The 23,882-nt window shown below is 39.5% G+C and carries 21 protein-coding genes and 1 pseudogene; 19 read left to right on the top strand and 3 right to left on the bottom strand.

Features of this window, described 5'->3' with window-relative positions; all coding sequences use genetic code 11:
• The first annotated feature begins 283 nt into the window (after positions 1-283).
• From AAHB12_RS12105 to AAHB12_RS12075, 7 genes are all read left to right on the top strand, one after another.
• On the top strand, positions 284-2,410 hold the full coding sequence (locus AAHB12_RS12105) for a vWA domain-containing protein (RefSeq protein WP_342045491.1): 2,127 nt from the start codon (positions 284-286) through the stop codon (positions 2,408-2,410).
• Positions 2,411-2,426: 16 nt separating this feature from the next.
• Entirely contained in the window at positions 2,427-5,792 is a 3,366-nt protein-coding gene (locus tag AAHB12_RS12100) for a tubulin-like doman-containing protein (protein WP_129729584.1), read from the top strand.
• A 56-nt stretch (positions 5,793-5,848) separates the two neighbouring features.
• Positions 5,849-6,175, top strand: coding sequence for a hypothetical protein (locus AAHB12_RS12095; RefSeq protein WP_342045490.1), 327 nt, complete (start codon positions 5,849-5,851; stop codon positions 6,173-6,175).
• A 71-nt stretch (positions 6,176-6,246) separates the two neighbouring features.
• Complete coding sequence (locus tag AAHB12_RS12090) at positions 6,247-6,492, top strand: DUF1294 domain-containing protein (protein ID WP_379949284.1); 246 nt, start codon at positions 6,247-6,249, stop codon at positions 6,490-6,492.
• Between the two features lie 69 nt (positions 6,493-6,561).
• Complete coding sequence (gene msrB, locus AAHB12_RS12085) at positions 6,562-6,999, top strand: peptide-methionine (R)-S-oxide reductase MsrB (RefSeq protein WP_205650971.1); 438 nt, start codon at positions 6,562-6,564, stop codon at positions 6,997-6,999.
• A gap of 393 nt (positions 7,000-7,392) precedes the next feature.
• Entirely contained in the window at positions 7,393-8,313 is a 921-nt protein-coding gene (rarD, locus tag AAHB12_RS12080; protein WP_342045489.1) for an EamA family transporter RarD, read from the top strand.
• A gap of 183 nt (positions 8,314-8,496) precedes the next feature.
• Positions 8,497-8,919 (top strand): divergent PAP2 family protein, encoded by a 423-nt coding sequence (locus tag AAHB12_RS12075; protein ID WP_342045488.1) that lies wholly within the window; start codon positions 8,497-8,499, stop codon positions 8,917-8,919.
• Positions 8,920-8,970: 51 nt separating this feature from the next.
• On the opposite strand, the gene AAHB12_RS12070 is transcribed toward AAHB12_RS12075, so the two are convergent.
• A complete protein-coding gene (locus tag AAHB12_RS12070; RefSeq protein ID WP_129729668.1) occupies positions 8,971-9,126 on the bottom strand; it encodes a YfhD family protein in 156 nt (51 codons plus the stop codon).
• 168 nt (positions 9,127-9,294) lie between these two features.
• Between AAHB12_RS12070 and AAHB12_RS12065 the strand changes: the two genes are divergently transcribed.
• The 10 genes and pseudogenes from AAHB12_RS12065 (at position 9,295) to AAHB12_RS12015 (ending at position 18,645) form a co-directional block, all read left to right on the top strand.
• Positions 9,295-9,426, top strand: a complete 132-nt coding sequence (locus AAHB12_RS12065; RefSeq protein WP_129729577.1) for a YuzL family protein — start codon at positions 9,295-9,297, stop codon at positions 9,424-9,426.
• 150 nt (positions 9,427-9,576) lie between these two features.
• Positions 9,577-10,124, top strand: a pseudogene (locus AAHB12_RS12060) (alpha-amylase family glycosyl hydrolase); the annotation flags it as partial.
• Positions 10,125-10,292: 168 nt separating this feature from the next.
• Positions 10,293-11,318, top strand: a complete 1,026-nt coding sequence (locus tag AAHB12_RS12050; RefSeq protein ID WP_129729575.1) for a LacI family DNA-binding transcriptional regulator — start codon at positions 10,293-10,295, stop codon at positions 11,316-11,318.
• Positions 11,319-11,640: 322 nt separating this feature from the next.
• A complete protein-coding gene (locus tag AAHB12_RS12045; protein ID WP_129729573.1) occupies positions 11,641-13,026 on the top strand; it encodes a sugar ABC transporter substrate-binding protein in 1,386 nt (461 codons plus the stop codon).
• A gap of 141 nt (positions 13,027-13,167) precedes the next feature.
• The gene (locus AAHB12_RS12040; RefSeq protein ID WP_342045487.1) at positions 13,168-14,064 is read left to right on the top strand and encodes a carbohydrate ABC transporter permease; all 897 of its coding nucleotides are present in this window, start codon (positions 13,168-13,170) and stop codon (positions 14,062-14,064) included.
• A 16-nt stretch (positions 14,065-14,080) separates the two neighbouring features.
• Entirely contained in the window at positions 14,081-14,977 is an 897-nt protein-coding gene (locus tag AAHB12_RS12035) for a carbohydrate ABC transporter permease (RefSeq protein ID WP_342045486.1), read from the top strand.
• Complete coding sequence (locus AAHB12_RS12030; RefSeq protein ID WP_129729567.1) at positions 14,974-16,089, top strand: ABC transporter ATP-binding protein; 1,116 nt, start codon at positions 14,974-14,976, stop codon at positions 16,087-16,089. Before AAHB12_RS12035 ends, AAHB12_RS12030 begins: the two co-directional genes overlap by 4 nt.
• Positions 16,090-16,117: 28 nt before the next feature.
• Entirely contained in the window at positions 16,118-16,939 is an 822-nt protein-coding gene (locus tag AAHB12_RS12025) for an inositol monophosphatase family protein (protein WP_342045485.1), read from the top strand.
• Positions 16,940-16,955: 16 nt separating this feature from the next.
• On the top strand, positions 16,956-17,678 hold the full coding sequence (locus AAHB12_RS12020) for a glycerophosphodiester phosphodiesterase (protein WP_129729563.1): 723 nt from the start codon (positions 16,956-16,958) through the stop codon (positions 17,676-17,678).
• Positions 17,679-17,703: 25 nt separating this feature from the next.
• Positions 17,704-18,645 (top strand): tetratricopeptide repeat protein, encoded by a 942-nt coding sequence (locus tag AAHB12_RS12015; RefSeq protein WP_342045483.1) that lies wholly within the window; start codon positions 17,704-17,706, stop codon positions 18,643-18,645.
• A 669-nt stretch (positions 18,646-19,314) separates the two neighbouring features.
• Here the strand turns inward: AAHB12_RS12015 and ytaF are convergent.
• Positions 19,315-19,986: a sporulation membrane protein YtaF gene (gene ytaF, locus AAHB12_RS12010; protein WP_342045481.1), complete on the bottom strand. Its 672-nt coding sequence runs from the start codon at positions 19,984-19,986 to the stop codon at positions 19,315-19,317.
• Positions 19,987-20,239: 253 nt separating this feature from the next.
• Between ytaF and AAHB12_RS12005 the strand changes: the two genes are divergently transcribed.
• Both AAHB12_RS12005 and AAHB12_RS12000 read left to right on the top strand, forming a co-directional pair.
• The gene (locus AAHB12_RS12005) at positions 20,240-22,402 is read left to right on the top strand and encodes an RNA degradosome polyphosphate kinase (RefSeq protein ID WP_342045480.1); all 2,163 of its coding nucleotides are present in this window, start codon (positions 20,240-20,242) and stop codon (positions 22,400-22,402) included.
• Positions 22,403-22,587: 185 nt separating this feature from the next.
• Positions 22,588-22,905, top strand: a complete 318-nt coding sequence (locus AAHB12_RS12000; protein WP_129729555.1) for a hypothetical protein — start codon at positions 22,588-22,590, stop codon at positions 22,903-22,905.
• Positions 22,906-23,075: 170 nt separating this feature from the next.
• Here the strand turns inward: AAHB12_RS12000 and AAHB12_RS11995 are convergent, their stop codons facing one another.
• Complete coding sequence (locus AAHB12_RS11995; protein WP_342045478.1) at positions 23,076-23,627, bottom strand: hypothetical protein; 552 nt, start codon at positions 23,625-23,627, stop codon at positions 23,076-23,078.
• Between the last annotated feature and the right edge of the window lie 255 nt (positions 23,628-23,882).

Below are 23,882 nucleotides of genomic sequence, written 5' to 3'. Positions count from 1 at the left end.
TTTAGTATTCTCCTAGATATATTAACTCCCAATAATAAAAAATTATCTCAATTTCACATGCATGGAGTATGCAGGATGCGTTCTTTTTAGTCAATTCAATTATGGACAATAACACCAACTTCTATGAAAATATCCTAAAATAAAGACAAATAAATACGAAAAATAAGTGCATAGTATCAAACGCTATCTACTAAGAAAACTCCTCAAAACATAAGTCATATATCCACTGGGACATCATAGATTTAAACATAGGACTATCCTATGGTAAAGGTGGCGAGCCATCATGAAAAAACAGCTGATAGCCACATGCATCTTATTGTTGTTGTTTTCTCTGTTGCCCATCCAAGGATTAGCAGAGAAGGAGGGACCAAAGAAAAGAGCGGTTGCGCTTGTATATGATGATTCGGGCAGCATGAGAAACGGAAAAGATCGTTGGAAGTATGCGAGTTATGCACTGCAAAGCTTTATTGGATTGTTAGATGAGAGGGATTCTTTTTCATTCATTCCGATGAGTCGGCCTTCCCAGGAAATAACGATGGATCTTTCAAAGGCGAAGAGGCAAGAGGAAATTGACAGCATTCGTCAATGGAATCAGTATAAAAATACACCGTTTACAGCAGTGGAAACGGCGATAGCTTCCATAAAACGACAGGTTGCAGCGGATGCAAATGGCGAATTTTGGTTGATTGTGTTAACGGATGGTGCTTTCAACGAATTGGAGTCGCCCCAAAGTGCGCAATACGATGCAAATAAAAAAAGAATTACTGACACAATGCGGTCTTTTGCGGCGTGGATGGAAGGAAAAAACGCGTCAGTCCATAGCGTTTTAATTACAATGGACCAGGATTTAAGTGCTGAGGAGAAGGCGCAAATGGATGCCTTTCAGCAAATTTGGCAGGATACAATGAATGGGATGGTGCTTACGGCAGGAGAAGAGGATGGAATTATTAAAAGTGTTGATCAAGCAGCAGCATTGATTGCGAATCGAGATCCATTTTCCGGCGCTGAGGATTATGTTCAGGTGAAGCGGGACGGCGAAAAGTTGAAGGTATCGACCCCCTTCCCGCTCAGACGGCTCACGATAGTCCAGCAGACGAACGGGCAGGAACAGCTGCCGCGTCTTGAGGAAGCAAATACACCATCACTTCGAATCGACGGTCCGTTTCAAACGGAGACACCCGAAAATAATATGATTACCGGTTCTATCATTCATGTTGTACCGAAAACCGGAGATGTGATGAAGCCGGGCGATTATGAATTACAGTTTCAAGGAAATGTTTCCTCATCAGTGAGGTGGAAGGTTCTTGCTGAACCTGCTCTTGATTATACAATGCATGTATATAAGAAAGAAGAGAATCGCCTGGTTGAGGCAAAGGATGGGCTGTATGCGGGCAGTACGGTTGTAATCGAGGCAAAACCAAACGATTTGCCTGTAGATGCGCTCTATTTTTCTTCGTCAATTGAGTATAATGGCAATTCTGCTTCTATGAGGTGGAATGAGAAGCGCAAAGCCTTTCAGTACGAAATAAAATTGAGTGCGGCGCCAGTGCGCGGCAGTATCCATATGAATATAAAGGGATTTTACCGGCAGTCAAAAGAGTTTCGTATTACCCCTGTACCGAAGCCAAAGCTTTCTATCGCTGTTCTAACAAATGATTGGAACGAAAGAGTGAACCATTTAACAGAAAGCAAACCGATTATCATCCAACCGCTGTTGAATGGAAAAGAGATGAAAGATACTGAGGTAGCTAGACTTTTAGAATCAGCCTCTGTCACTTTTAATAAACATATAAACTACGAATGGAAGCAGCATGGAAATCAGCTTTATTTATATCCGCGTCCGTATATCTCTGACACGTTAAATTTTACAGATACGGGTTTAGTAGAGGCAACGATTTCGTTACGGGATCCAGCATTCGAGGAGGTAAAACAAAAGGTTACGCTCAGAATCGAGGATGTTTCCTTTTTTGAGAGGTATGCTGTTATTTTTCGTTTTATTATTCCAGTCGGTGCAGCAGCTCTTGTTGTGTTTATCATTTTGGTAGGATGGGTGGTACGGCCGCGCTTTCAAAGGAAGGGATTAATCTATTATGAGTTGGACCAGTCAATCTCTGAGGATTGGATTCACGAGGCGGAGCCGCAGCTTCTTCGCAATCCTTGGTGGCGTCACTATCTAGGGATTCCGTATCGCAGTGAGCGGCGAACTGTCCAATCTATTATCTTCATTGCCAAAAAAGGTACAAAGGCTGTTTGGATTGCGAAGGAGTCACAGGTGGAAGGCATGATGATTGATGGTTCATTTTTAGAGGAGGGGGAGATCGGCAAAGAGCATAAAACCTTGTACCCAAATGAAACGGTTGTGATCGATAAGGGATACGGTAAGGAAGTATACCGCTATGAATGTGACTAAAAGGGGTGTGGTAAGCATGAACATGCAGGTTCCTACAATTCTCATCGGCCTCGGCGGCATCGGCAGCACCATCACTCATAATGTATATGAAAAAATTCCAAGCGATGCAAAGAAACGCGTGGCGATGCACGTGTTTGATACGGATATCCATACTGTAAGCAAGTTCCAGCATATTCGAAAATTCGTGACGCAAACAAGTTCGAGTAAAACACCAAGAGAGTACATTGCGGAGGATCAAACTATTACCGATTGGTTTCCACATGACCCGACGATTTTAGACAAACCGCTTACAGACGGGGCAGGGCAGCTTCGCGTCATTTCCCGGCTTGCGCTGCGGGCAGCAATGAAGGACGATAAGCTAACGAGCTTTTGGCAGGAAATCGAAAAAATTTTTCCAGTAACGACTGACACGACAGAGTATGGGGTCCGAGTTATTATTATTACTTCACTTGCTGGTGGGACCGGATCAGGCATGTTTTTACAAATTGCTTTATATTTACGGGAAATGCTTCGGAAAAAGCTGCATCATAATAATATTCTCATCCGTGGTGCTTTTTTGATGCCGGATGCTTTAGTGAAAACGAGAACAATTAGTGCCAAGGAATATGAATCTGTGCAGGCGAATGGCTATGCATCGTTAAAAGAGCTTCATGCTATTACGCTTGGCTCAACAGGGGAATTATCCCAGCGCGGCGGCGTGACAATTGAATTGGAATATCGTCCTGATCAAGTAGATGAAGAGGGGCGCACCAATCATATTATTACGCAAAAGCATTTGCCATATAATTATTGCTTCTTATACGACTATGAAAATTTGCATGGTCATCATTTACAAAGTCTCTCAGATTATATGGAGCAAATGACAAATACGATTTACTTGCAGCTGTTTAGCCCTCTTTCCTCTAACCATTTTGCGCAAGAGGATAACCAAATTCAGCAGCTCGCCGATTCGAACGGAAAGGCGCGCTATTGCGGGGCCGGGGCGGCAAGGATCATTTATCCGTATGAGCATGTGCTCGAATATAGCGCGTTAAAATGGGCGGTGCAGGGGCTCGATGAGTCATGGCTTCATCTTGATAAGCTGTATGAGGAAAAGAAGCTGCGCTATGAGCAGGATGTGCGCCGCGGCATTCAGCGCGAGAAGCCGGAGCGCGGCAAAAGCTTTTTAGAGGATTTAGAGCATTTAGCAAATCGGCCGGAACGTGCCCATCCGTTTTATCGGAGCATTTACCAGGAAACACGTGAAGGGGCAGAAGCAGGCAAAAGCGGCCTCTCAAAAACAAAACAGTTTTTAGAAGCAGTTGAGAGCTATATTCAGCGTACAATCCAAAAAGATGAGGAGCTAAATCGTCTCCAGCGGGAATGTAAAATTTCGACAGCAAAGCTAAAGATACAGGATCAGATAAAGGGGGAGGTTGCCCGTCTGGATCATGCGGTACGGCTATACGCGTACAGCATTCCGAGTCGTGTGCATGATCATGTTACAACACTTGTGTACGATATGATGGAGTCTGATCAGTTTTCTCCAGTCGGGTCCGAGGGGCAGTCCTATCAGCTGAATACATGGTTTTTGAAACGTCCGTCTCCTGTCCATCCGGTAGCTGCGCGGTTTATGCTGTATGAAATTCGCAAGCTGCTCTCAGAGCGGATGAGACGTCTGCAGGAAAATAACGAACAAAAGCGGACAATGATTCAAAACTATGATAAAAAATTTAATGTTGGAAATATTGATGGGACTGTGACTGCAGTGCGGCGCATTGAGCTGGCAGAGCAGCAAGGGTGGTTTGGTAAGTTGTTTTATAATGAGCAGAGAGCCTTTCGTAAGGAGTTTCAGGACATTATTACGCAATATGTACACAAGCTGAACGAGTACCGAAAGGAAATGCTGCTTGAGCTTGTCTATCAATCGTTATATCAGGCGATTGATAAGATGATTAAGCATTGGGAACGCTTTTTTGATAATTTATATGAGACGAGGGAAAGCTTGCTCTTAGAAATTCAGAAGCGTTCAAAGGAGTTTGAAGGAAAAACAAATCCGACGAATGTGTACGTACTCGCTGAACAGGATATGCAGGAGAAGGTGTGGAAGCAAATTTATCAGAGTGTAGATAACGGACTGCTGCCGCATGAAATTTCTAGTGAAATTTATTTAAGCCTATATCGCGCATATTGCCAAGAGGAGAACGGAGAAGAGAAGATAAAGGAAAAGGTTGAGGACTTTTATCGCATCCATATTCTCTCCTATTGCCGGAAGGAGCTGCGTACGCGTTATCGGGATAAATTGGATTTTACCATTATTGAGGCGCTGCGGAAAGAAGCGGACTTTTATAATGAGGATCGGGAGGAATATGTAAAAAGAAAGATTGACGACCTTGTACATTTAGCGAGTCCGTTTATCCCGAAGGTTCCGCATCATCGTGAGCTGCAGTATTGGGGCATCCATCCGAATGTAAGGCGCGATGTGAGCGATGAGCTGCTTCAGCAGGTGTTTCAAGAGAAGGAAACAGTCGATGCTGCATTTTCACCATATGAAATCATTTGCTACCGCGCTCATTACGGCTTGTCTCTTCAGGATTTCCCCAAGCTGTCGTCAGGGCATTCGCATAATGGGTATGAAGATAGCAAGGGGGACTATTTTCAGGCATATTACCGCCGCATTAACAAGCTGAACATTCGGAAATCAAATTTAACGCCGCATCTTGATAAGTATTGGCATTTACCAGCGTTTATGCCGGATTTGAACGCCACCCAAACGAAAATGGATTATGAAAAGTGTAATCGCGCTTATTTGTATGCATTCATATATCGCTGGATTAGCCTCGTAAGGGTGGAGGAGCAATTTGTCTATCAATATAACGGAGTTGGGCGCAGCTTTCTCATTCAGTCGATGGGGAAAAATGTAACATACGAAGGCTATAAGCTGCATCGGGCCCTTTTGCATAATCCGTTTATATATGAAAACATCATTACCCGCTTTGAACAAGAGCATGAAAAAGCGCTGCAAATGGGAGGTCATTTGTACACACATCCGTTTTTAATCGGAGCACAGGATGTACGATGGCTGAAAAAGGAGTTTATCCATAATATACTCGATGTTGTGTTGATGTACGGAAGCGAAGCAAAGCGGGATGGGACGCTCGAGGAAACATCAGATGAACTGCTGCGATTATTGCTTGATGAGATTGTACAATACTTTAAAGCTTATTACGGGGCAGGCGCCGAAGCAATGGCGAGAAAAGAAGCAGCAATTTTTACGGAGCAGTTATGGAATCGTTCCTATGCAAAAGAGTTTGTCGATGAAAACAGCGCTTCCTATAAAAAATGGATTCATATGCTTGGTGTGCAGGAGGAGATAGTAGAAGAAGAAGAGGAACTTGCATAAAAGCAAGTCTGTTTTGCCACCCTTTTAGATAGAACAACTGAAAGAGGGTGTTTTGTATGGCGTTAGATGATGATAACAATATGTATCTCGGCGGCAGCTTTAATACAGGTCTATTAAATAGTGTTGTGATTCCAAGTGCAATAGATACTAAATTTGGCTTAAACCATGATGCGTATGATGTATATGTAAATGAACGATATATCGGGAAGAAAACACTGCTTGTGCAGGGGGAAAGCATAGGTGATGTAGGGGACTTCTTGCATAGCCGAGGCTTTACTGGGTTCACCACCTCCCTAGATGGAGATCACTATCAAATCCGTACAGAGGGGGATGACGAGCAGGAAATTGTTAATCACATAGAAGTATATCTACAAAACCGATAGCATACAGGATATTCCTGTATGCTTCTTTTTGTGGTATAGTCGTTAGATGCGCAAAGGAGGGGATTGGTGTGATGTGGCTATATATAATCGCCGTGAATATCTTGGCGTTTTCTTTCATGGGAATTGATAAAAGAAGAGCAAGAGCAGGATTGCGGCGCATCCCCGAACGAAGCTTATTTATGACGGCGATAGCTGGTGGAGTATTTGGGATATGGATCGGTATGTACACATTTCGGCATAAAACCCGCAAACGGGCATTTGTAGTTGGAGTGCCTCTTCTTGCCCTTCTTTTTCTAGTCATTGTATTGCAAATGTAAGGCGCATCATTTTTCTTACGCAATATATTTCGCTATAATGAATGCGATGATACTTAGGAGGGATGATGTGTGGAGCAGTCTAAAAAGCAGGAAGTGATTCAGAAGCTGACATCGATGCAATATAAGGTTACACAGGAAAATGGTACAGAGCCACCGTTTCAAAATGAATTTTGGAGCCATAAGGAAGAAGGACTGTACGTGGATATTGTGTCAGGAGAGCCACTGTTTAGCTCGTTAGAAAAATATGATTCCGGCTGTGGTTGGCCGAGCTTTACAAAGCCGCTTCATAATGAACGGATTCAGGAAAAACGGGATCTTAGCCATGGAATGATTCGTACGGAAGTGCGCAGTGCAGAGGGAGACTCTCACTTAGGCCATGTGTTTAACGATGGACCGCGAGATCAAGGCGGTTTACGATACTGCATCAATTCAGCAGCGCTCCGTTTCATTCCGAAAGCAGAGCTCGAGAAAGAGGGCTATGGAGAATATAAAAAGCTGTTTGAATAAGAAAAGCGGACATCGCCCTGAAAAGTTATACTTTATCTTGTAAAGAAAACTCGCCGATTGGCGGGCCCTGCCCTTGGGCGGAGACAGAGGCGTAGCCCTACTTATATTGTATTCCTAACATTTCCAACTACGTCGAATGGCTTCTAGCTGGAAACCTATATTTTCTTAAAGCATAAGAAAATATAGGCACGGCATGCCTTTGCTCCCGTAGCAAAACAACCCGGGTGATTCTGGCCCAGTTGATTCATGAAGTCTTCCGCATGTTCTCCCTCCACTAAAGGCACTTTTTCCTTTATGTGGGGGGAGGGTACTTTATGGAAGGAAGTGCTAGGAAGAGATGTATCCTACTATAACAGATGAAGAGAGTCAGCAAAGAAAAATCGGAGGAGCATAATGGGGAGACAAATAACAAAACAGACAGAAGGTATTTTATACGCTGGTGGAGCATATTTTATATGGGGGCTTTTGCCGTTATATTGGAAGCTTGTACAAGATGTGTCGGCTGAGGAGATTTTAGCGCAGCGTGTATTTTGGTCTTTTATTTTTATGGTGGTTGTTCTGCTGTTTACTGGGAAGTGGGGAGAGTTTATTACGCAATGTAAGAAGCTTCTGCAACAGCCTAAATCTTTCATAATGTTAACTATTGCATCTTTACTAATTAGCATCAATTGGTTCCTTTACATTTGGGCAGTTAATCATAATCATATTATTGAGACTAGCCTTGGATATTACATTAACCCGCTTGTTAGTATTTTGCTAGGGATGGTCGTGCTAAAGGAACGGCTTAATGTGTGGCAGATTGTTGCGGTGTGCCTCGCAGCGGTTGGTGTTGCCATGATGACACTTCGGTATGGTGCCTTCCCTTGGATTGCGCTTACGCTTGCGTTTAGCTTTGGCTTGTATGGCTTGGTGAAGAAATTGATAAACTTTGATGCATCAATTGGTTTAACGTTTGAAACGATCGTTGTTACACCATTTGCACTTCTATACTTAATTAGCCTGCAGATGAATGGGGAAATTGCATTTGGAACGGTCTCTCCTTCTGTTACTCTTTTATTAATAGGAGCAGGGGCGGCAACAGCTGTACCGCTATTATATTTTGCCAAAGGAGCAAAATTAATTCCGCTCACCTTGATTGGGTTTTTGCAGTATATTGCCCCAACTATTAGCCTGTGCATCGGAGTTTTTTTATATGGGGAACGTTTCACAAGTGCGCATGCCGTTGCATTTGGTTTTATTTGGGCAGCACTTCTTACGTTTTCATTTGCTAAAACAAAATTCATGGTTAAGAGACAACCGAGGCTTGGCAAGTAAAAACGGATCAAGATGTCCTAAACATGTAAAGGAAGGTATTTATAAGCTGATGAAACACCCTTTTCTTCCGTTTCAAGACAATGGAAGAAAAGGGTGTTTTTTGTTTAGAAAGAAACATTTGCTATTTTCTCTGTCAAATACTATCATAAGAGGAAAAGTTTTTCGTTGAGAAGGAGGCGTTCCATGGAACACTTGCTTGCCAATGGGCCATTAGTTTGTGCAGTACTTGCGTGGTTTTTGGCTCAATTTGCAAAAGTAATACATGTATTAATTAAAACGAGAGAGGTTAACTTCGCAAAGTTTTTTGCCTCGGGCGGTATGCCGAGCTCCCATTCAGCTACTGTAACAGCTTTAGCTACAGCCACTGGTATTGAACATGGGGTTGATAGTTCTTTGTTTGCTCTGACGTTTATTTTTGCGATTATTGTTATGTATGATGCATCCGGTGTTCGGCTGGCCGTCAGTAAGCAGGCAAAAATTCTTAATGATTTTTTTCATGGGAAAGCAAAGAATTATAAACAATTGAACGAACTAGTTGGACATACGCCGTATCAGGTCATTGTCGGAGCGGCTCTTGGGGTTGTTGTCGCGGGATTTTATTACTAAAGCAGCTCACAGTTAGAGAAAGAAAAACAAGAAGGCCATGCCTTCTTGTTTTTACTTGTTTTTCATTGGCGGCTTGCTCTTCATGCGTTCGTCTGCTGCCTTAGAACGCTCCAATGCTTCTAAATCATCTTGATCGGCCAATTCACGTGAAAATTCAATATCGCGCCCGTCAGACATCTTACTTTGTGAAAAGTTCTTTTTTACCATCATCAACATCTCCTTATTATATGAAATGCAAATATAGCTTTTGTAAAGCTGCTTTGTTTTATGTTCTGTTTTATCAGAAAAAAGAAGTCTTGATGAAGTTATCTTTCTGCTGTTTGTGCATGTATAAAGAGAATAGGTGGGGGAAAGGTAAGAACGGAGGTGAATGAGATGGGAAACAAAAAAGCTGATCCATCCAAATCAAAGCTGAATTCTGCTCATGTGGAAGGTCAAGGCACAACAAATACAGAAACAGGCACGATTAAAGCGGATTCTTCTCGCCATCCGAAAAAGCAGCCGTAAACTCACAGTATATACTGTGGGTTTTTTACTGTAGTTCTCATTAATCTGTTGAATATAACTGATAAACATTATTTTTAAAAAATCCCCCTTTTAAAAGCGGGTTTTTATACACATTATAGGCTTTTCGATTTTAAGGGGGATATAAACTAGGAAAATAAAGAAGCTAGGGAAGCTGTTTACAAAACGATTAACTGGTGGTTGGACAAAGGAATTGATGGATGCCAAATTGATATGATTAATCACATTAAGAAGGAACCAGGATTCCCCAATTTGCCAAATCTAAAACAATTATATGTTGTTCCTTCATGGGATTATAGGATGAACGTTGAGAGAATCAACGACCTTCTTTCTGAGTTAAAGAAAGAAACATTTTCGAAATAGACATCATGACTGTCGGTGAAGCAAATGGAGTGAGAATTGATTAAGCTGCTGATTGGGTTAGCGAGGAAAAAGGGAAGTTTAATATGATTTTCCAATTTGAACATTTAAGCTTATGGGATAAAAGTGAAAGTGGTGCAGTAGACCTTGTTACATTCAAAGCTACAGCTGTAAAAACTACTAATGGTGCAATTGGGGTAGATGTGAATGGAAAACCAGTTCAGAGTGTGTTAGAACTGGCGAAAGAGTCAGGGAGATCAACAGGACTTGTTACAACAGCTCAAGTGACAGATGCAACTCCGGCTGCTTTTGGCGCTCATTGTATGTTCCGGTTTTGTTTGGTGTAAATTCCATAGACTTTTGTACTAGAACCGTATTAACAATTTCTTAATAAAACATCAACATATATCTAATGAATATAGGCTATATTCTACTAGATAAACAGATGTTACAGTCCTATTTAATCTACGAAAGGTGAGGATAATTCATTGAGCCTGAATATTAAAGATATAGCTTTGCATGCGGGAGTGTCCAAGTCCACGGTTTCACGTGTGATTTCAGGGAAGGGTTACACTAGTCAAAAGTCAAGGGACAAGGTATTAAATGCAATTCAAGAACTGCAATATAAACCAAATGGTATAGCTAGGGCCATGGTTTTACAGCGTACCAATAATCTTGGTGTTATTATTTACCGACAACATTATCCAATTGCTTCGCATCCTTTTTACGGGAAAATATTGGATGCTATTCTCAAAAAAGCAGAGCAGCTTAATTATTCTGTTTTTGTAATGACTGATAAGGAAATGTCCCTAAATTCTGCTGATTTTATGTTGGAAAAGAGAGTGGATGGACTTATTCTTATAAGTCGTCTTAATCAAGAAGTGATTGGTTATATTGATAAATTTAATGTTCCTTATTTGATTGTAAATGGTACAACAGATAAGGATGACATCATTCAAATAGTGAATCAGGACCATCAGGGAGGACAACTTGTAGCGGATCATTTAAGTCAATTGGGCCATCATAGAATTGGAGTTATTGCGGGTCCCCAGGAGCATCGCAGTCATAAATTGCGTCTTCAAGGTTTTTGTGAACGTATACTTGAATTGGGAGGAGAAATTTCAGAGGAAGATGTATATTTTTCTCCTACTTCAGCATTTGATGACGGTTATAAGAGTATAGCTGCCAATTGGGATCGTTTTTCTGCCAAGAAACTAACGGCTATTTTTGCTACAAATGACATGCTGGCTTTAGGTGCAATGCAGTTTCTGCTAGGGAAGGGATGGAAAATCCCGAACGATATAGCAGTAGTTGGATTTGATAATATCGATTATGCCAAGATGTCTTATCCTCCTTTAACAACAGTACATGTTGACAAGGTAAGGATGGGAGAAGAGGCGGTTGTTTTATTGGATGGTTTAATCAGGAAAGAAGATATTAATCCTCTATATATGGAATATGAACCAAAGCTTATCATTAGAGAATCTACTAAAGGACTGAACTATGAAAAGTGACTGGACGATAGACCGTGATTATTGGTGTATCGTTTATGCAGCCTATTAAGCCTATTATAGCAGGTGTAATTATAGGGGGTTATTACTCAGTGAAGTCAGTGCAAATGATTGTATTGTAAAGTTGAGTTAAAAACCCTTTTACATTAACTTAAGACTCTCACAATAAATACTAAACATTGGGCATGTATATTAATAACCAGATAGAGAGGGAACGAAATTTAGATTTTAGTAGAAATACTAAAGCCTCCACATAGGTGGTTCTTATCTGGGAACGTTCCCACATTTTCTTAAGCTATATAAACAAAATGGTAGAGGTGGAAAAATGAAGAAGGTTACAGCAGGTGTATTGTCCACGGTAGTTCTGGGAATGGGTATTTTAGCTGGATGTACAAATGGAAATGAGTCCGCAGCAAGTCAAGCAAAGGAGCCTGAAGTTGTTACGATTAAAGCTCAAACAGCTGGGGCGGAAATAACTAGGGTAGATAATCTAGTAGCAGCTTCTGAAAAGTTAAATAAAGAGTTACAAGATCAAGGGGAAAATATCGAAGTTAAGGTTGAAACAAATAGTTTTTCTGGTAGTTGGGACGATTATGCAAAGCAATTTATGCTAGCCTTCCAAGCGAAAAAGGAGCCGGATATTTATGCGACAGGACATGAAAATATTGGGTGGTTAGCTGATGGACATTATATTCTCTCTTTAGATGATTTGAAAAAATCAAAGGAATATAAAGATGTAGTCCCAACTCTTTGGAAGGCAGCAGAGTATAAAAACCATATATGGGGTGCCCTGCAAGATACTGAAGCACGTCCTGTTTTTTACAATAAAGATATTTTAAAGAAACTTGGCTGGAGCGATGAACAGATTAATAGTCTTCCAGAAAAAGTTAAGCAGGGAGAATTTACACTTGAGGATATGACAAATTTGGCTGAAGAGGCAAAGTCTAAAGGAGCAGCGCAATTCGGTATTGTTCACCGCCCGGTAGAGGGTCCGGATTTTCAAGCATTGGCTTATGATTTTGGAGGAAAAGTATACGATGCTTCTGCAAATAAGATTGTATTCGATAAGAAGGCTGTTGCAAAGCAATTGAACTACTACTATGAAATTGCACAAGAGCAATTAATCCCAGATAATTTAACTTCAATTCAGTGGGATAATATCCATAAAATGGTTGTGAATGGACAAACATTATTCTATTATGGAGGAATTTGGAACGTATTTAACTGGAGCCAAGGTAATTTCCATGATCAATTAGGAAAAGTTGATGCTAAGTGGGTTAACGAACACTTCGGTATGATGCTTATCCCTGCAGCGGAGAAGGGTGGAAAACCACTTACTCTTTCTCATCCGTTTGTTTATACAGTTTCAGCACATACAAAGCACCCAGATTTAGTAAAGCGTTTATTGGAGCTTGTAGCTGATCCGGAACTTCAGGCTGATCATGCTATAAAAACAGCCCACTTGCCTGTAACAAAGAGCGGCGAAGAAAATCCGGACTTTAAGGCGGATATAACATTAGGGAATGTGGCATACATGTCTGATTATACGACGTTCCTTCCAAATAGCAATGGTTTCCCAAAATATTCAAAAGCTGTTTTCAGTGCGATTCAAGCTGTAGAACTGGGCAAGAAGAAGCCTGAGGAAGCTTTAAAAGATTTAGAAGTACAGCTGAAAAATGATTTAGGAGATCAATTGCAAATTATTGAATAAGTTAAGAAACGTGAAAACAGCCTGCTTAGTCTGTGAGGGGCTGGGCGCTGGAGCTGGATATGCTCAAAATGTATAAATTCTTTAAAGAAGTGATACCTAGCAATCCTATGCTAGGTATCAACTTTTCAAGGAGGTCTAATAGTGGGTACTGTTTTAAAAAGGTGGAAATTGCCTGCCATTATGTTAGGTCCGTTTGTGATTTTGATTTTCCTGTTCTTTTTTCTTCCCGTCATATTAATAGCAATTATAGCGTTTACGAATATGGATTCAGCCATGAATTGGACCTTTAATGGTTTAACAAATTTTCATAAGCTTGTGACTGACCCTAATATTGTTCAAATTATTAAGAACACTGTTTTATATCTCGGTTTTACGCTATTAATCAATGTAGGTTTTGGTTTGGCCCTAGGCATTCTTACTACTTATTTCGTCCAAAAAGAATCTGTCGGTCTAGTTTTTCGAACAATTTGGATGTTGCCAAGGATCTCTCCGCCAGTTGTATATGCATTGCTTTGGTTATGGTTTTTTGATCCAAGCGCCTATGGTGTGTTAAACAGTTTAAGGGCTCTTGTTCATATGTCACCTGTTGATTGGTTAACAACCCATCCGATGACAGCAATTATTTTAGCAAATGGGGTCATCGGGGCCTCTTATGGAATGATTATTTTTTCATCTGCTATTAAATCTATTCCACGTGATTTATTTCAGGCTGCGATGGTGGATGGAGCGTCTCACTGGGCAATTATCAGGGATATTATTGTCCCAGCTGTCCGTTGGCCGTTGATGTTTGTAACGTTGTGGCAATTTTTGTCATTGCTTACATCGTATGAATATATTCTCCTTTTGACAAAAGGAGGACCGTTGTTTGACAGTGAAGTATTGGCGTTATACTCCTTCCACAGCGCCTTCAAAAATTTTGAATTTGGTTATGGGGCAGCCGTTTCCCTTGTTCTTGTTATAGTTGCTTTGCTGTTCTCTTTTGTTATGTGGAAATTTTTTAGAATGGAAAAAATGCTCGATTCATCAAAAATTGAGTAGAGAGGGAGTTGCTAAAATGGAGGCAACAGGTTATCAAAAGCTAACAATACCCACAATACATCCCGTATCCAAATGGAAAAAGCGAATTCCTTATTTGGTTGCTTATGGAATATTAGGGATTACAACTTTGCCAATCATTCTTATGTACGTATGGCTGTTATTAAGCTCATTTTCTAAGAAAATGAAATTTGGTTTTATTCCTACTTCATTTACATTGGAGAACTGGAGCTTCTTATGGTCCAATGTGGAGCATGGAGGAAGCGAGCTTCCGAGTATTTGGACAGCTACATGGAATTCTTTTGTGTTCGCCGGTTCTCTTACCATATTGGAAGTAATTATCGGAATTATGGCTGGGTACGCGTTAGCTCGAATTAAGTTCACTGGACGCCAGACGATAATGAAAATGACGTTACTTTTACATGCTTTTCCTAGTGTGGCTTTGCTTATTGCTGTATTTTACATCCTTAATTTTATGGGATTGTTTGATTCTATTTGGGGAGTTGTTCTTGTAAAAACGGCTTTGCAAATTCCAATGACAGCTTGGATTGTAAAAGGATTTTTTGATGACGTGCCTTGGGACGTAGAATGGGCGGGAATGATTGATGGCTGCAGTCGCTTCCAAGTATGGTACACCATTGTGATCCCGCTTATTAAGCCTGGCATTGCAGCAATCAGCATTTTTTCTTTTTTATCGGGATGGTCTGAATTTCTATTATTATATACGTTTACTGTTAGTGATAATAACGTTACATTGGCTTCTTATCTCCAAAAATTAATTAGTGATCCTAATATGATTAATTACGGATTATTAAGTGCAGTGTCACTATTTTATATGCTGCCAGTCTTAGTGTTTTTCATTTTCACACAAAAATCGTTAATGCAGGTAAGTGCCGGGGGAGGAAAGCGGGTATGAAAATAGAGCTAAGGAATCTTACTAAATCATTTAATAACAAAAGCAATACGATTAACAATTTGAATTTAACAATTGAAGATGGTGAATTTGTTGCTTTACTTGGACCAAGTGGTTGTGGAAAATCTACAACCATGCTAATGATAGCAGGTATTTATAAGCCAAATAGCGGTGAAGTATATTTTGACGGCCAAATAGTAAATGATTTAGAGCCAAAAGACCGAAATATTGGAATGGTGTTCCAAAGTTATGCTTTGTATCCGCATATGACTGTTTTAGATAATATCGCTTTTCCTTTAAAGCAGCAGAAAGTAGCGAAAGAAGAACGGTATGAACAGGCGAAACAGGCTGCTGAAATGGTTCAGCTGGGACATCTATTAGATCGCAAGCCAGGTCAATTATCAGGGGGGCAGCAGCAGCGTGTTGCCTTAGCGCGTGCAATTGTAAAAAAACCAAAGGTGCTTCTGTTGGATGAACCATTATCCAATTTGGATGCCAGGCTGAAAATTGAAATGAGAGAAGAGATTTCCCGCATTCAGAGGGAATTAGGCATCACGACTATTTTAGTTACCCATGACCAGGAAGAAGCCATGACAATGGCACATCGTATTGCTGTTATGAAGGAAGGACATTTAATTCAATATAGTAATCCTATGGAGCTATATAATAAGCCTAAAAATTATTTTGTTGCTCAGTTTGTAGGTACGCCTCCGATGAACTTCTTAAGAGGAACGCTATCTTCAGTGGATAAGAAATCCAACGTTCGTATAAATGAGTTAATAATTGATGTAACTGATACATTATTAGATTCCTATGCAGGAGAAAAATCGCAGGACGTAAATGTAGGGATTCGACCTCATGATTTGAAGCTAGAGAATGATGGCGATATTTGTATTGAGGGTACTGTAAGCTTAATCGAATCTATCGGACATTCTCAAATGGTTAATGTGAAGGTTGGTAATGAATATATTCGTTGTTTTGTTGAACCAAATATTAAATTGGAATATGGAAGTGCAATTATGTTGACTGCTAACATTGAAGCTATTCATTTGTTCGATGCAGCTACAGGGGAAAGCTTAAAGAAGCATAATGTTGAGACATTCATCTACAATTAACAGAACAGAAATAAAGGATAGGGTGAATATGGAGGTAGTACAACATAGTTTAGAGCAGAGTTTATGTAACTCCGCGATTGAATATGCTAAGCACGCGGGTGTGCTAATTGGGGATCGTTTGGGAAATATGGGAAAGGTTGAACAGAAAAAGAATGCTTCTGATCTTGTAACGGAGGTTGACAAGTTGAGTGAGGATTATATCCGTCATAAGATTCAAACGGAGTATCCCAAGCATTGGATTTTGTCAGAGGAAGACTGTGGTCAGGCGGATTCCTATGAAACTTTTAAAAGTCATAAAACAGGGTATGGCTGGATTGTTGACCCAATTGACGGCACGACTAATTTTATTCACGGGATTCCGCATTTTGCGGTATCCATAGCGGTTGTGAAGGATGGAGAGCCTATCATTGGCGTTGTATATAATCCAATGACGGATGAGTTATATAGTGCAAGGAAATCATTTGGAGCCTATAGAAATGGGCAGCGTATCCACGTAGGAGACGAATCTGTATTAGCCGAGGCGGTTGTGGCAACAGGGTTTCAAGCGAGCGATTTTAAAGCAGGGTCGCGGGTAGTCAAACAAATCGATGCATTGGCTGGAAAAAGCAGGAACATTCGTATGCTAGGAGCAGCAAGCTTAGATTTATGCTTCATTGCGTCTGGCAGGATAACTGGATTCTGGCATGAGGGTCTTAATCCTTGGGATACAGCTGCGGGAATATTAATTCTAGCTGAAGCAGGTGGAAATAGTACCGATAAGGAAGGGAACCCATATTGCCTGTTCCATGATTCCTTAGTCGCGTCTAACGGTAAAATACATGATGAATTCCTAAAGACAATAAAGCCTTGAAGGATAGGTGGTACAGTTGAAAAGACCATTGATAACAGCTCATACTGGATGTATGAATACGAGGCCGAATTCAATCGAGTCCGTGATAGAGGGAATAAAGGCAGGGGCAGATATTATTGAAGTAGATATTCGAGCAACAAAAGATGGGGTTATCGTTCTAGCACATGATGAGCATATAAGTACAGAACATGGTGTTAAAAGAATAGCTGATTTGTCTGTTGAGGAATTGAATAGTTTTACAAAGGATGCCCCTATCATCAAGCTACAGGAAGTTTTAACGTTTATTCGTGAAAGTCATCGAATCATAAATTTAGATGTGAAAGAAGATCTTGCTATCGATCCTATGATCAAAATTATTGAAGAATATAACATGAAGGACTATTCCATCATTACTGGATGTGAGAAAGATAGGGCATTGCACCTAAAGAAACATTACCCAACCTATCAAGTATTATTGAATGCAAGTATGAGCTTGTTTAACCAAAGGAAAGAGAATTATGCCGATTTCGTAAAAGAAACGTATCAGGATGCAATAGCCGCTTCATGCTGTGGAATTAATATTAATTATCACTTATGTCAAGAAGAATTATTGAATGTTGCCGCTAGACGCTGCCTTCCTGTTTTAGTGTGGACCGTGGATGATTCGCATGTAATGGAAAAGTTTCTAGACATGGGAGTGCACTCTATTACTACGCAAGAAGTAAGAATATTGACGGAGCTAAGAGATATGCGCATATAAGTGGAATGGTTAGGGGGGACAGGCATTGATTGATACATTTTTGTATGAATTTAAACAAGGAAACGAAAAAATCACTGATTTCGTAAAGGAAAATAAACTTTCTGGAATTGATTTGTACCAGTTGGCGATTATGCAGCTTGAGCTATTAAAAAAAGCGGATCCGAATCATCCTTCTTATGTATCACGTCAAGCGGAATTCTATCATTTAGATGGCAATTTACGTAGAGCTGGACTGCGATACAATGAGGTGCTGGAGATGGACCCGCTTCTCCCTCTTACAAAAGATGAAGAGAGACTAATTGAAAAATTTTGTCCTATTTTCTTCATTACCCCCAAAGAATGTTTCCCGCTCAAGGATATAGTCGCAGTGCATCATCCAGTAAAACCATTGATTGGCTATCATTTGTTTTGGGAAGATGACTATGATTTTCCAGATGACTATGAACCATGCGATCATGAAGAGGTTTGGGTGGAGTATGACCAGGAAAAAGAAGAAGTGACAAATGTTATGTGTTGGTTTCATTCCCGTGTACTGGAATCGGAGGCAGCAGTAGAAGAAGCACATGCCAATCAGCAGCGGGCGATCATTCGTATTGAATGGGGCAAGCATGGGTCATTACTTTGCGGGTGGGAAAGTATGCAAGAACCGTTAACAGGGGTATTTTTACCAACATGGTTAAGAGAAACTTATGATCATGTGAAAAGTGGAGGTAGGGTATCTGATCATCCGTTAAAGAAATTCTGGCCTAAAGGATTTGACGGGACTTTTGAGGAATACATTGACTTTTCAGTTTTAATAGATCCATTGGAATTATTGCGGAAAAAGCCTCTTCTTTTCAAGACAAGATGGGTAAACGCAGCTATATTTACCCATGCATTACTTTACAATTTTCATCCTAAAATGGAGTGGCCAGATCGATTTTATCAGTCCATAGCACAAGAACTCCAAAGTGATACAGGACTATAGTATAAGTAGGATTAAGTAAGTAACCATTTAGTAAATCAATTCCGATAGTTTTTGAAATGTTTTGTGTGCAGTTTTCGGATTTAAACATTTGCTCCAACAATAAGAATTTGGTTTACATAGAACCAAGGAAGCGGTTGGTGGAAACATTTTCAGTTAAAGAGCTTACATGATGCTAAATAATTCTTTTAGATAGTCCTAATCAGCAGGAGCGATTCCAAAAATATTGAATGTTCCTGCTAATTAGTTTTAGCAAGAGTATAGGTTTTTATGGGAATGGTCTTAGAGCTGCTAACGTTAATGTATGTTACAGCAAACTCCATCACAGGCTAAAAATATCATGCTACCCATGTTTAGTTTTTCTTAGAATAAAAAGGTCCGTTTTCAGGAAGGTTGTAAACTTTCGGAGTAGTGGGACAAGATGATAGAAGCTTGATGGAAGAAACTTGGATTTTTAGATTGCTTTTATTTATTACCTAACCAGACGCAGAAGGGGCAACAAGGGAGAGGAGAAGATAGCCTACATGATTAGCCATGGTATATATGCTTAGGTCTTCTAGGAATTTAATTTAGTTTGTTTGAATGATAATTCATAAATAAAAAGTAAAATATAATCAAATATATTAATGTAGTAATGGTAGTACATATTTTGTTGGAGTTACCTCATCCCCCTTAGAAGAATTTATATATACCTATTATGATTAATAAGCAACTCGGGAGAAAACGCAGTTGGTGCACCCATTTTAGATTTGCAAACTTAGCTCCTGCTAATACTCCTAAATAAACAAAAGTTCCACTCATTATGGCAATGATGATTGGTGTTAATGCAATAGGATAACCCAAGAAGGCAGCTCCAATCCCTGCACCAAAAGCATCTAGTGAGAGTGCTGTGCCTAGCATAGCCGCTTCCCTAATAGAAATCCATCCTGATTGGTCAACATCTGCTTTCATCGGTGTTTCCAAGATTTCAATTATAATTCTTAAGTTTTTGAGTTGAATGGTTTTTTTGGCAGGTTGCTTTCTAGTTATCTGAGAAAGCGAAGCTACAATGGTTTCGTTTATATCCTCATTGTTTGTTTTATAAAAATTATAAAGAGTCCAAAAACCTAGAACGATTAATAATAATCCTCCCAGCATTTGTGCAAAATGTGGAGAAATAAAGCGAGATATTCCGTGGCCGATGCTCATGGATATAAAGAGAACTGTTCCGGTAATAATCATAATTGTAAAGAGCGAACGTGTAGGAATTAAAATTTTTCTAACACCATACGTGAAGCCTACCCCAAAACTATCGATACTCAATACAAACCCTAAGAAAATAATTAATACAAGCAGAGATAACATAAGTATCCCTCCTTTTGTCAAATAACGGCTGATACCCATCTTATGAAAACTTCACAAGGTATATGCGTGTACTCCCTCTAGAATCACCTGTTCTAACAAATGATTCTGGTGCGGAAATTTCATATTAGTTCTTAATTTGTAAATTTTCATATAAACATGATTAAAAAACGTGTAGTATGTAGAACAATGTTTAAATTAGAGCGTTTTGGACAAATTTTAATTATGACATTTTCTTTTAAGGTGGGCGTTTACAGTGGAAACAACGAGTGCAACGGCAAAAATAAAACATCTAGAAGATCCTGTAAACTATAACAATCGTGAGTTAAGCTGGTTGGCGTTTAATCAACGTGTATTAGAAGAAGCGATCGATGGACACAATCGTTTATTAGAACGATTTAAGTTTCTTGCGATCTTTAGTTCAAATCTAGATGAATTTTTTATGGTCCGTGTGGCCGGCTTAAAAGATCAAGTCGAAGCAGGATTTAACAAACCGGAAAATAAAGCTGGCTTGACTCCAAAGGAACAATTATCGCTTATATCCAAAACAACACATGAGTTGGTTAAATTACAATACAACACTTATAAACAATCTCTTCTGCCTAAGCTAGAAAGTGAAGGTGTTTCAATCATCACGATTAGACAAGCAAGTGCAGACCAATTTTCATTTTTGGAAACATATTTTAAAGAAGAGATTTTCCCTGTGTTAACTCCAATGGCTATTGACGCGTACCACCCTTTTCCAATGTTGCTGAATAAAAGTCTAAACCTAGCGATTAGTATTGAAAAAACTACAGAAGAGGACAGTCAAATCAGGCAGTCAAGCAGTAAGTTAGTAATTATACAAGTTCCAGGAGTATTACAGCGTTATGTTGAATTGCCAACTCAGTCTGAAACAAGAACGTTTGTCCTGCTTGAAGACGTCATTGCTGCTTTTATCTATAAATTTTTGAAAGGGTATACGGTCAAAAGCGTTACACCATTTCGCATTACGAGAAACGCTGATATGACCATTCATGAAGAGGGAGCACGCGATTTACTTCGGGAGATTGAAAAAGAGCTAAAGAAACGAAAATGGGGTACTGAAATTCGAGTGGAAATAGATGGCCGGAATTATGATCAAAATGTATTGGAATATTTACAAACAGAACTGGAAATTCATGAGAAAGATACTTATATCATTGATGGTCCGCTTGATTTAACATTTTTGTTTTCTTTTTATAAATGTATTGAAGCAACACATGAATACCTTGTCGATGAAAGACTGATTCCGCAGCGACCGAAAGATTTAGCATCCGATGAAGATATTTTTGAGAAAGCTTTAAAACGGGATATATTATTTCATCATCCATACGAATCGTTTCGGCCAGTAGTCGATTTTATATCTGAGGCTGCGGAAGATCCGGATGTTCTAGCTATTAAACAAACATTGTATCGTGTCAGTGGTGACTCCCCAATTATTAAAGCATTAAAATGTGCGGCAGAAAACGGAAAGCAAGTTACAGTTCTTGTTGAGTTAAAGGCTCGATTTGATGAGGAGAATAATGTCCATTGGGCAAAAGAGCTTGAACAAGCAGGCTGCCATGTTATTTATGGAATGACTCATTTAAAAACACATAGTAAAATTACTCTTGTTGTACGTCGGAAAAACGGACGGATTGAACGCTTTGTCCATTTAGGAACAGGAAACTATAATGATGCAACAGCAAAAATTTATACAGATCTAGGATTGATTACATCGGATGAAAAATTTGGTATTGATGCTACAAACTTCTTTAATTATTTAAGTGTATTTACTGAAAAACCGGAATACCATCATTTATCAGTGGGACCATTTAATATTCGTAAAGATTTTATTGCATTAATTAATGAAGAAATTGCTTTTCATAAAAAGCATAAAAATGGTCACATTATTGCGAAAATGAATGCGTTAACAGATAAATCGTTAATCATGAAGCTATATGAAGCTTCAAATGCTGGTGTGAAAATTGATTTAATTATACGAGGCATTTGTTGTTTAAGACCAGGCATCAAAGGAGTTAGCGAAAATATTAAAGTTCGCAGTATTGTTGGCCGCTTTTTAGAGCATGGCCGTATGTATTATTTTCATCATAATGGTGAGGAAAAAATTTTTTTATCATCAGCTGATATGATGACGCGAAACATGGAAAACCGTGTAGAAATTTTATTTCCCATTTTAGATTCACGTTTAAAGAAACGAATTCAAAATTGGCTATCGCTGATGTTAGCGGATAATGTAAAAGCCCGTGAGCAAGATTCCGAAGGAAATTATCATTATGTAAAGCGTGCAGAAGATACAATAGTTAATAGTCAATTGGAAATATATAACATGATATACAATGCTACACGATCTCATCAGAAAAAGCGGATAAAAAAGTGCCTGCGAGGAAAATGCTGATACCATTAAATCTTTCGAAGTGAGAGACTCCTGGGGGTAGTTTTTTCATTTCTTTAAAAGATATATGTCAAAACAGTTGAAAAAGAACGGTCACGTATTAAACGTTTGCACATAGTAAAATAGTACAGCTGTACTAGCATTTTTTTCTTTGGACATACTAAACAAAAACTAAAGGAGGAATTGTTATGCTTAAAGGTGCACCATTATGGTCAGGAGTTGTAGCCGGCGGAATTTCGCAGGTTGAAGATGTCCAATCTTATATACAAGGGGAGAGAGATGGTAAATACCTGGCTGCCAGTACAGTAAAAAATGTAACAGGAGCAGCAGGAATTATGGCCGGGGTAGAATATGGCGCAATAGCAGGATCGATGATTCTTCCCGGAATCGGTACAGTTATTGGCTCAATTGCCGGATATATGGTCGGAAATCGAATCGGAAGCTCGATTGGAGCTACGGCTGGAAATTTACTATTTAACAGAAACCCTGAACAGCAAGAACAATAAATAATTCAAACAGGGAACTCCAAAAGTAGAGTGTGTTTCTTGTGAGGAGTTCCTTTTTCTGTATGTCTAGTGATTATAAAAAAGCTAATCGTTCATTAAACTGAAAAATGAGAAGACAAACGTTGCAGTTGTAAGCATAAAAGAAAGAGCCTAACTTTGAATCAGTCTCTTTAATATAATTTTTGTTCAATCTCATGTAATTTCATTTGAATGGAATGATCGTCTAAAACATTATAGGCAGTAAACTCTTGGTTAGGAGCCGGCTCTATATCGTCAAATAAGCCTGTAGCAACAGCTTCCTTTGGAGTTTCCATTGCCAGTTTTTTTGTATCTCTTTCTTCGAAACTGTAATTGACCGTTTCATCATCAAATAAACCTCTAACAGAATCTTTTGCAGTATCCATTACCTGTTCCGTTTTTGCAACTCCCTCTTCAAAACTGTGTTTAACCATATTGCCTCCTTTTTTGACCATTTGAGTCATATCAGGCAGCATCATCGTTTTCCTTTCTGCTTTTGCTTCTTCTACAAACGTCCCTAACTGCTGTTGTAGGCCAGTCGTGAGCCCTTTCATTTGATCTCCCAGTGCTATCGCTGCGCCTGCCCCTTTAACCAGCAGCTTTCTAGTTCCTTTTCTTGCCTCTGGAGATACTGTTAATATAAGCACTGCAGAACTGACGATTAGACCAACTGGATTACTAAAAGAAAAAAACTTTTTAAGCATAATTCAACCTGGTTCACAAAACTTACTAAAAGTTACAATTCAACATCGAACTTACAAGCTTTGCATCTCCTTTCGGAAACGTGTGCCTCACAGGATTCGCACACTAGAGGACCGCTCTCGCTCAGTCAATAAGGGATATTCTTGTTCCTTATTATAGGTGTAACCTATCTCTATAAAGATAACCGCAACCTTCTTCACGATGTTCCAGTTAAACGGTAATCTTATTATACATCCTGTATCCACAAGCTATCAATG

It is taken from the genome of Bacillus sp. OTU530, from assembly GCF_038440375.1.
The sequence above is the reverse complement of the archived record's forward strand: the minus strand, read 5'-3'. Positions and strand labels throughout refer to the sequence as shown.

Excerpts from the sequence above, each read along its gene's own strand:
- AAHB12_RS12105 (WP_342045491.1), top strand. The coding sequence starts at position 284 with ATGAAAAAACAGCTGATAGCCACATGCATCTTATTGTTGTTGTTTTCT.
- AAHB12_RS12100 (WP_129729584.1), top strand. The coding sequence starts at position 2,427 with ATGAACATGCAGGTTCCTACAATTCTCATCGGCCTCGGCGGCATCGGC.
- AAHB12_RS12095 (WP_342045490.1), top strand. The coding sequence starts at position 5,849 with ATGGCGTTAGATGATGATAACAATATGTATCTCGGCGGCAGCTTTAAT.
- AAHB12_RS12090 (WP_379949284.1), top strand. The coding sequence starts at position 6,247 with ATGTGGCTATATATAATCGCCGTGAATATCTTGGCGTTTTCTTTCATG.
- rarD (WP_342045489.1), top strand. The coding sequence starts at position 7,393 with ATGGGGAGACAAATAACAAAACAGACAGAAGGTATTTTATACGCTGGT.
- AAHB12_RS12075 (WP_342045488.1), top strand. The coding sequence starts at position 8,497 with ATGGAACACTTGCTTGCCAATGGGCCATTAGTTTGTGCAGTACTTGCG.
- AAHB12_RS12070 (WP_129729668.1), bottom strand. The coding sequence starts at position 9,126 with ATGGTAAAAAAGAACTTTTCACAAAGTAAGATGTCTGACGGGCGCGAT.
- AAHB12_RS12065 (WP_129729577.1), top strand. The coding sequence starts at position 9,295 with ATGGGAAACAAAAAAGCTGATCCATCCAAATCAAAGCTGAATTCTGCT.
- AAHB12_RS12045 (WP_129729573.1), top strand. The coding sequence starts at position 11,641 with ATGAAGAAGGTTACAGCAGGTGTATTGTCCACGGTAGTTCTGGGAATG.
- AAHB12_RS12035 (WP_342045486.1), top strand. The coding sequence starts at position 14,081 with ATGGAGGCAACAGGTTATCAAAAGCTAACAATACCCACAATACATCCC.
- AAHB12_RS12030 (WP_129729567.1), top strand. The coding sequence starts at position 14,974 with ATGAAAATAGAGCTAAGGAATCTTACTAAATCATTTAATAACAAAAGC.
- AAHB12_RS12025 (WP_342045485.1), top strand. The coding sequence starts at position 16,118 with ATGGAGGTAGTACAACATAGTTTAGAGCAGAGTTTATGTAACTCCGCG.
- ytaF (WP_342045481.1), bottom strand. The coding sequence starts at position 19,986 with ATGTTATCTCTGCTTGTATTAATTATTTTCTTAGGGTTTGTATTGAGT.
- AAHB12_RS12000 (WP_129729555.1), top strand. The coding sequence starts at position 22,588 with ATGCTTAAAGGTGCACCATTATGGTCAGGAGTTGTAGCCGGCGGAATT.
- AAHB12_RS11995 (WP_342045478.1), bottom strand. The coding sequence starts at position 23,627 with ATGCTTAAAAAGTTTTTTTCTTTTAGTAATCCAGTTGGTCTAATCGTC.